The 6,559-nt window shown below is 63.3% G+C and carries 7 protein-coding genes; 2 read left to right on the top strand and 5 right to left on the bottom strand.

Going from position 1 to position 6,559, the window contains the following annotated elements; all coding sequences use genetic code 11:
* Nucleotides 1-884: BCCT family transporter (locus tag ACFE0K_RS09060; protein ID WP_434535755.1), on the top strand; the 884-nt coding region annotated here is incomplete at its 5' end.
* A 42-nt stretch (nt 885-926) separates the two neighbouring features.
* Here the strand turns inward: ACFE0K_RS09060 and ACFE0K_RS09055 are convergent.
* The 4 genes from ACFE0K_RS09055 to ACFE0K_RS09040 are packed head-to-tail and all read right to left on the bottom strand — an operon-like array spanning nt 927 to nt 5,365.
* A complete protein-coding gene (locus ACFE0K_RS09055; RefSeq protein WP_434535754.1) occupies nt 927-1,676 on the bottom strand; it encodes a DUF2894 domain-containing protein in 750 nt (249 codons plus the stop codon).
* The gene (locus ACFE0K_RS09050) at nt 1,669-2,340 is read right to left on the bottom strand and encodes an OmpA family protein (RefSeq protein WP_434535753.1); all 672 of its coding nucleotides are present in this window, start codon (nt 2,338-2,340) and stop codon (nt 1,669-1,671) included. The genes ACFE0K_RS09055 and ACFE0K_RS09050 overlap by 8 nt, the downstream gene beginning before the upstream one ends.
* Entirely contained in the window at nt 2,340-4,592 is a 2,253-nt protein-coding gene (locus ACFE0K_RS09045; RefSeq protein ID WP_434535752.1) for a DUF802 domain-containing protein, read from the bottom strand. Before ACFE0K_RS09045 ends, ACFE0K_RS09050 begins: the two co-directional genes overlap by 1 nt.
* Complete coding sequence (locus ACFE0K_RS09040; RefSeq protein WP_434535751.1) at nt 4,589-5,365, bottom strand: DUF3348 family protein; 777 nt, start codon at nt 5,363-5,365, stop codon at nt 4,589-4,591. The genes ACFE0K_RS09045 and ACFE0K_RS09040 overlap by 4 nt, the downstream gene beginning before the upstream one ends.
* Before the next feature lie 249 nt (nt 5,366-5,614).
* On the opposite strand from ACFE0K_RS09040, the gene ACFE0K_RS09035 reads away from it, so the two are divergent.
* Nucleotides 5,615-5,824 carry a serine protease gene (locus ACFE0K_RS09035; RefSeq protein WP_434535750.1) on the top strand — a complete coding sequence of 70 codons (210 nt, stop codon included), beginning with the start codon at nt 5,615-5,617 and terminating at the stop codon, nt 5,822-5,824.
* A gap of 27 nt (nt 5,825-5,851) precedes the next feature.
* Here ACFE0K_RS09035 and ACFE0K_RS09030 read toward each other — a convergent pair whose 3' ends face one another.
* Nucleotides 5,852-6,169, bottom strand: coding sequence for a hypothetical protein (locus ACFE0K_RS09030; RefSeq protein WP_434535749.1), 318 nt, complete (start codon nt 6,167-6,169; stop codon nt 5,852-5,854).
* Nucleotides 6,170-6,559: the final 390 nt, after the last annotated feature.

Below are 6,559 nucleotides of genomic sequence, written 5' to 3'. Positions count from 1 at the left end.
GCGACGTGCAGACGGACAAGGCGGTGGCGTTGTTCAAGTTGTTCGATGAGCTGCCGTTGTCATCGTTTGTGTCCTTCCTGGCGGTGTTGCTGATCATCACCTTCTTTGTGACGTCGTCGGATTCCGGCTCCCTGGTGGTGGACTCGCTGGCGTCCGGCGGGGTGCTGAATACGCCGGCCTGGCAGCGGATTTTCTGGGCGGTGCTGGAGGGGACCATTGCCGCTGTGCTGTTGTTGGCAGGTGGTCTCAAGGCCTTGCAGACGATGACCATCGCCAGTGCCTTGCCCTTCGCCGTTATCATTATTCTGGCAGCGATTGGCATGTGGCGGGCACTGGTGATTGAAGGGCATCGGGAAACCAGTTTGCGTATGCATATGGCTACGCGCCGTCACATGACCGGCTCCCAGTGGCGCCATCGTCTTAAAGGGATGATGGACTTCCCCGGCCGCGACAATGTGGAAGCCTTTATCCGCGGTGCTGCCATGCAGAGCATGGAAAAAGTGGTCAAGGAGATGAAGGAGTCTGGCTGGGATGCCAGGGTGTTGTTCGATGACAACCTGATCCGTGCCGAGTTGCAGGTGGAGCGTGAAGGGCACGTGGGCTTCGTCTATGACATTCGCCTGGTCAGCCAGCCAGTGCCCGGTTTTGTCACAGCGGGGGGCACTTCCACGGTAATGAAAGAGGAAAACTACTACCGGGCGGAAGTGTTCCTGCGTCGGGGTGGTCGTTCCTACGATGTGTTTGGTTATGACGAGGATGACATCATCCGCGACATTCTCGACCAGTTTGAAAATTACCTGCACTTTCTGGATCACACCCCGGGCAAACTGCCCTGGGAAATGGGTGAGCACGATGACCTGCTGCATCCGCCGGAGGATAATTAGCTACGAGCTACGAGCTACGAGCTAGAAGCTAGAAGCTAGAAGCTAAAAATTCCGCCGCTGCTTGGCCAGTTTCTCCAGCCACATCAGCGTGTCCACCTGGGTAACCAGGTGATCCAGATAGGCGGGGGAAAGGTCGCGCAAGGTTTCCAGGGCGCGGGTGACCAGCCGGTGGGAATTGAGCGGGCCGGCGTCGCTGGGAGTCTGATGGATGGCCTGGGCGATGCGTTGGCGTTTGCGCTGGTTTTGCTGTGTGGCGCGGACCTGACGCAGGGCTTTCAGCTCTCGTGGGCCGCTATTGTCCGCCGGCGTTGCCGGGGTAGTGATGCCGTGCCGGGCCAGTACGCTTTGTTCCTGCTGGCGTAGCAGGGCGGTCATCGGGTCTCTGTGGTGGTCGTCTTCCTGTGGTGTCTGGTTTGTATAGCAGGCGTGCAGGGCGGCAAACGCAGAGGGGTCTTGCTGTCGTTGGCGGGCGCGCAGATGGCGCAGCAGGGCTTTCAGGTCCCCGCTTTCCCGCATGGCAGCCACGGGCTCGCCCAGCCCCTCTTCGGCCAGTTGTGCATCCACCCGGGCCCTCTCGGCCTGAAACGTTTCCTGAAAATTCTCCAGCGCTGTGGCCAGCCGCGTCAGCGGCGTGGGGCTGACCCGTGTCAGCTTGCCGAGGCGCTCAACCTGGGCTTCCAGGTAGCGAAAGCGGACCGGGTCAAAGCGGGCAGCGCCCTGCTCGCGCAAGCTCGCCAGCTGTTCGGCAATGGCGCTGAGCGAGGCAGTGCTGAAGGTAGAAGCATCAGCCATTGCCGTTGGCCCCTTCTGCCTGGCTGGCATGCTGCGCGGTACTGACCTTGTCGCCCTGGCGGGGCACGGTGGTCAGTTCCACCCGGCGGTTCTGGGCCCGGGTGGTGTCGCTGTCGTTGGGCACCACCGGCTGGTGGGGACCGAAGGCGGCGGCGAAGACCTGGTCGGCGGGCATGCCTTGCTGGATCAGGGTGCGCGTCACGGTGAGTGCCCGTTGGGCGGACAGGCCCCAGTTGTCCTGGTAACGGCGGTTGCCGCGCTGGATCGGCAGGTCATCGGTGAAGCCGCTGACCATCAGCAGTTCGTCGTGCTGGTCGAGAAACACCTGCAACGGCTTGGCCAGATCGCGCAGCAGTTCCTCGCCCTCCGGCTGTAGCTGGTCCGAGTTGAGCTGGAACAACACGCTGCCGCTGATGCCGATGCGGCCATCGCGGAAGGTGACCCGGCCACTGGCCAGGGGATCGGCCAGCGCCTCTTCCAGGGCCTGGCGGCGCTGCTCTTCGGCTACCCGCCGGGCCTTCTCCTCTTCCAGTGACTGGCTCAGCTCCAGCTGAATGCCGATGACCCACACCAGCACCAGCACCAGAATGCCCACCAGGGCGGCCATCAGATCGGAGAAGATGGCCCATACCGATGAGCTGTCGCTGTCGTGGAGATCGTCCATCAGTTGACCTCGCTGGTCGGGCGTTCTTCGCTGTGGGCGTCGTTGCCGTTGGCGCTATTGAGCGTGCCGAGGGCGTCGATCACTTCCTTCTGCGAGGCCATGCTCAGTTCGATCACCTCACGAGCCTGCTCCACATAGTAGTTGAGCTGTTCGTCGGCCCGGGCGGAGGACTGCTCCAGACGGCTTTCCACCTGCTGCAGATTGTCCAGCAGCTTGTCGTTGGCGTCGCTGAACACCTGCACAGCGGTGGCGAAGGCATCGCTGAGGCTGGCCACTTCGGCGGCGCTACCGGACACATCGCCGGCCACCTGGTCGAGCTGCTCGCTCTGGGCGCTGACCTGCTGGGCGAAGGTGTCGCTGACCTGGGTGAGGGTGTCGCTGGCGGTGGTGATCAGGGTTTCGATGGCCTCGCGTTGGGCGCCGGCAGCATCGCGTTGGCCGCTGAGCAGGGTGTCCAGCTCGGCCATGATGCGGCGGCGCTCGTCCAGCAGTTCGTTGTCCCGTTCGCTGCTGCGGGTCATTTCCTCGCGCAGGCGGCTGATCACTTCTGCCGCGGCTTTCGGGGTTTCCGAGGCGGTTTCGATCAGGCGAGTCATGGGCGCTTCCAGGGCGGTGCCCAGTCGGCCCAGGTGCTCGCTGACGGTGCCTTCCAGCTGTGCCAGCCGCTCGCTGGCGGCCTCGCTGCGGCCGGCTTCCGCGTCACGCAGGGCAATCAGTTCCTCGCGCACGGTGGTCACCAGATTCTCCAGGCCGGTTTTCTGGCCATCCAGCAGGCCGCTGGCGCTGTTCTGGAACTGGTTGTTGTGCTCGCTGAGGGCGCTGCGCAATTCGCTGATCAGAGTGGTGCCGGACGCCTGTTGTGCGTCGATGCCGTCGCGCCACTGGGCGGCGGCCTGGTCGCTGACCTCGCGGAACTGGCCGGTGACGGCGGTGAGCTGCTCTTCGCTGGTGCGGGCCAGCTGCTGCTGGGTATCGCGCACTTCCTGCAGCAGGCTGTGGCCGGTGTCCTTCTGCTCGGCCAGACCTTGTTGCCACTGTTGCAGGGCCAGCTCGCTGGCGCTGCGGAATTGCTCGGCGATGGCGGCCAGTTGCTGTTCGCTGGCGCTACCCAGTTCTGCCTGGGTGCTGCGCATCTGTTCCAGCAGCTGGCTGCTGTTGTCGCGGAACTGGTCGTGATGAGCGGCCAGGGAGGTGCTGATATCGTTGACCAGCCGGGCGCTGGTCTGCTGGTGCTGCTCAAGCCCCTGCTGCCAGTGTTGGGCAGCGGATTCCGTGGTCTGGTGGAACCGTTCGGTGAGGGTGGCAAGCTGCTTTTCGGTGATGGCGTTGAGCGTTTCGTGGGTGCCCTGCACCTGCTGGCTGAGATCTGCCAGGGATTGCTGCATGATCGGCTGGATGTTTTCCACCGCCAGGCGGCTGCTGTCCGCCAGGGTTTCCTTCAGGGACTGGCTGACGGAATCCGCCAGGGTACGGTACTGGTCGGTGAGGGTGTGGTGGAAATCCTGCTGGTTGCGGGTCAGGGACTCGCTGAGTTGTTCGCCCATTTGTTCCATGCGCCCGGTGAGCCCCTGCAGGGCGCCGACCAGCTCCGGGAAAATGCGCGATTGATCCTGCAGGGCGGTGTAGGCGGACTGACGCTGATGGTCCATTGAGAAGGCATGCAGTTCCAGGTCCACCCGGTCGTCCAGCTTGCGTGACACGGCCATGCGGTCGCGGCGACACAGAGCGGCGCTGAGCCCCAGCATGGCGGAGGCGGCGACACCGGCAATGGAGGTGCCAAAGGCCAGGCTGAGCCCGGCGATGGGCGCGGCCAGGGCGCTGCGGATAGCGGTCAGCTCGCTGCTGCCATCCAGGGCGGTGGCGGCGCCTTGCAGGGTGACGATCATGCCCACGAAAGTACCCAGCAGACCCAGCATCACCAGCAGGCCGGTGAGGTAGGGGGTCAGTTGGGGGCCGGGCAGGGGCGCCGGGTGGCCGTCGATGCGGCGGTGTACCGCGTGGCGCAGGCTGCCGGGCAGGGCCTTGAGCCAGTGAGTCAGGCCATCGCGGCTGCTGGGCAGGTCATCGAGCTGCTGGTCCAGGGTGGCGGTGGTGCGGCGAAAGCGCACCAGCTCGGCAAAGCCCAGGGTATAGGCGGCGGCGATGATCAGGGTCACGGTCAGGGCCACCGGGTTGCTCAGAAAGGTGGCGGCGATCCAGACCACGGCAATGGCGCCGAGGAGAAAGGGGACAGCAAAAAGAAAGCGTCTCATACGGTCTTGCTTACCTCGTTATGGGTGGACTGGTTGCCCGTCGCGTCGGCGACAAGGGCGTCCAGCAGGCCGAGTATGGGTTCCTGGCGGGCGTCCAGCTCGGCAAGTAACAGTAGTTGCAGTTCACGCCGGAACTGGCTCAGCCACCCCTGTGGGGCGAGCCAGTCCTTGACGGTATGAAAGGGATCACGGGTGTCCCAGAGGGTGCGATAGCGTTTTTCCAGAAAACCGGGCAGGGCGCCGAAACAGTGGCGCACGTAGCCGCTCAGGCTTTGTTCAAACACCGCATCCAGCTCCGCCAGCCGGGCCATGGTCTCGCTGTGGCCGATCAGGATACGGCGGGCTCGCTGGCGCAGGTTGCTGAGCCCGGCAATCATCTGCCGCTGGTGGGCCTGGTAGAAGCGTTCGTAGGCGCCAAAGGTGGGGCGCTTGTCGGCCTGGGCGTCGTCCTTGAGCGGCGGCAGGGGGATCACCGAGGCGGCCTTTTCCCCGGCGAAGCTGCGGCTCAGGTGAGCCAGCAGAGTGTCGCGGGTCTTCAGCAGGTCCGCCTGCAGGCGATCGGTGGCGTCCGGCCTGGCGTCAAACGGGCCGTTGGGGCGGTATTGATTGGCGCCGTCCAGCGAGATGGCATCGGACAGATCGAACAGCCGTCCCAGGCGTTCGGCAAAATCCCCGTGGCTGGCCCGGGCTGCCTTGCGATCCAGCTGCGTCAGCAGCGTCACCAGACGGCTGCCGGCGGGGCCGGTGGGTGCGGGTGTGTGCGTCCTATGCATACTCTTGGTTATCCATACTGCAGGGCGTTCCGGAGCGAGCCGGCCATTCTAATCGGGAAAGGGCGGGGATGATAATGCGTCTGTCGGTTGCGCGTTGCTGGTGATGGCGGGGTTGCGGTGGTGAAATAGGTTCAGGTGGCGTTGTCGGTTCGTTGACCATGGTTTAGGTCCAGGTGAGAGGACTGTTCGCATGGTGAACGGATGCACGATTTGCTGTTGGAGCCTGTCCGGTCAGAGGAGAAACAGGGAATGAGAAACACAGTGATATTCGCGGCGATGTTGCTTCTCTCCGCTTGCCAGCCCATGCCGGGTGGCGATCGGGACAAACATGGCTGCCTTGGCTCCGGTGGATATCAGTGGTGCCCGGCCAGCGACAGCTGTGAGCGGCCCTGGGAGTTGGCGCAAGAGAAGGGCTTTGAGCGAAGCCAGGCGGCCTTTGACGAGTACTGCAGCAGCTAGTCGCAACCCTGAAACGGCAGGACGAGCTCAGTCGTCTTGTTCGTCCTTGCTGTCCATGTTGCGCGAGGCGGTGCGGGCGTCTTCCAGGGCGGCAAATTGTTCGGAAATCAGTGAGCCGACTTCCTGGTTTACCTTGCGAATGGTGTCGTACACCAGGCCGATGGTCTTACGCTGTTTTTCTCTCAGGTTGCCGGCCTGTTCTTCGAACAGTCCCAGCTTTTCCAGCGCGTCGAAGGGCAGCCCGGCGATGTGCTGGTGCACCTCTTCCACGGTGGTGGCGCCGTCCTCGATGGCTTCCTGAATCATGTCCTTGAGCAGTTCTGCCCGTTCAACGCTTTTCTTCATTATCGGTCCGCAACGCCCATGGGTGAGTGGAATGCTTTTGGCAATGTAACGGAATCCATGGGTTACGGCCAGATTTCAGGCGGTCCGGGTGACCGATTGTCCGACGTAATAAACCGTTGCCAAGGGAGCCTCTGAATAACTCCTTGCATGCTCAGCGTGGCCTGAAGGGCCCATCTGCTGCGTTTTGTCGCGACGGGCAGGGTGGTTCCCTTTCCTAGCGACAAAGCGCAGCAGATGGGCCCTTCAGGCCGCGCCCTCCGGGTCTTCAGGCTGGCCCGCACTCGTTGTTGCGCTTTTTCGATGGATCGGCATACACCTTCAAAATCGCGCCTAGATTGCGAACCAGCCTGAAAGACTGAGCATGCAAGGAGTTATTCAGAGGCTCCCAAC

Source organism: Alcanivorax sp., assembly GCF_051117345.1.
Lineage (GTDB): Bacteria > Pseudomonadota > Gammaproteobacteria > Pseudomonadales > Alcanivoracaceae > Alcanivorax.
Note: the sequence above shows the minus strand (reverse complement) of the source record. Positions and strands in the feature narration are given on the sequence as shown.